1 protein-coding gene and 1 pseudogene (1 of these 2 cut by a window edge) are annotated in these 1,626 nt (G+C 33.6%); one reads left to right on the forward strand and one right to left on the reverse strand.

Annotation, left to right across the window (positions count from 1 at the left end):
* Positions 1 to 81: 81 nt before the first annotated feature.
* A complete protein-coding gene (locus EDM02_RS03200) occupies positions 82 to 1,308 on the reverse strand; it encodes an IS256 family transposase (protein ID WP_123663052.1) in 1,227 nt (408 codons plus the stop codon).
* Positions 1,309 to 1,383: 75 nt separating this feature from the next.
* On the opposite strand from EDM02_RS03200, the pseudogene EDM02_RS05995 reads away from it, so the two are divergent.
* A pseudogene (locus EDM02_RS05995) lies at positions 1,384 to 1,626 on the forward strand (IS66 family transposase) (its annotated part continues 183 nt past the right edge of the window); the annotation flags it as partial.

The following is a 1,626-nucleotide window of genomic DNA, read 5'->3' on the forward strand; positions in this document are numbered from 1 at the left end:
GGTAAACATGCAACAATAGTCAGCGATAGGTATGTATCTATAGGGTCTTTCTACAAGATTGTGTAAATAGACATAAGGCAATTAAATCCTGCCTTCAAATTTAATCATAAAGTGAGCCCTAGCACTATTCCAATTTTGAATGGGCATAGTCCATTTTTTAGTCATGTAAGCCACGGTTAAATACAAAATCTTAAAAACAGCATTATCATTAGGAAAGACTCTTTTATTTTTTGTAGCCTTTCGAAACTGACTATTAGCAGATTCAATACTATTAGTAGTATAAATAACCCGCCGGATATCCTCAGGATAATCTAAGAAAAGTATCAAATTATCCCAATGGTTATACCAGGATTTGGCAATATGTGGATATCGTTTACTCCATTTAGTATCAAATGCCACTAAAGCATTATATGCCTCTTCTTCAGTGGATGACTTGTAAATAGACTGTAAATCAGATACTACTTCTTTACGATCTTTATAGGACACATATTGTAAACTGTTTCTAATCTGATGAACTATACAGAGTTGATGTTCTGTTTTCGGGTAAACTGCATGTATAGCATCAGACATCCCTGATAAGTTATCACTGCAAGCAATTAATATATCTTTAAGGCCCCTATTTTTTAATTCTGTTAAGTTACCAAGCCAAAACTTAGACCCCTCGTTTTCACTGATCCATAGTCCTAAAATATCTTTTATTCCAGATAAATCTATACCTAAAGCAACATATACCGATTTGTTGATAATGCGCTTATCTTGCCTTACTTTTACTACAAGGCAATCAAAGTATACTATAGCATATACTGATTCAAGAGGACGGTTTTGCCATAGAACAACCTCATCCATCACATTATCAGTGATTTTACTTATCAAACTTTCACTTATAGTGGCACCATATAATTCTTCTAATTGTATCTTTATATCAGATAAGCTCATCCCTTTGGCATATAAAGATAGAATTTTCTGGTCAAGGCCATCTATTCTTCTCTGTTGTTTAGGTATGATTATAGGCTCAAATGTACCTGATCTGTCTCTTGGAACATCCAGATCTATTGCGCCATGATCTGTAGTTAAGCGCTTGGTATAACTGCCATTTCTCGAATTATCAGACTCATTCCTACTATATTTACTATAGCCTAAATGATCGTCTAATTCTGCCCCAAGGGCTCGTTCTACTATATTTTTCGTTAAAACTTTTAATAGACCTTCTTGGCTAAAGATAGTCGATAAGTCTGCTCCTCCTTCTAACAATAAATCTATCGCTGCTTGGAGTTTTGGGTTAATAGGATCTTTCTTTTTTGATTGCATAATCATAGTAGTTAATTTTCATATAATATAGAACAACGAAAATCATTTTACACAATCTTTTAGAAAGACCCAGTCTATAACTATTTTAGTCCATCAAAACGCCAAATTTGCTGGTCTCACTTAGCTAGATATTTTGAAAGGCTTGCCCATAGTGCCCATAATACTGTTAAAAACTTAGGAGAAAGTTTAAAACAAGTCGCAACTGACTTGTTTGGGTTAACCAAAGCTTGCTTAAATAAAAAATTTGATTTGCGTTTCTTTTTAAAACGTGCTAGAAAATTACGTAAACGAACCGGTTATTATTTAAGAGGTATTTTA

Source organism: Candidatus Cardinium hertigii, from assembly GCF_003788695.1.

Coding starts and splice junctions, on each gene's coding strand:
- EDM02_RS03200 (WP_123663052.1), bottom strand. CDS start 1,308: ATGCAATCAAAAAAGAAAGATCCTATTAACCCAAAACTCCAAGCAGCG.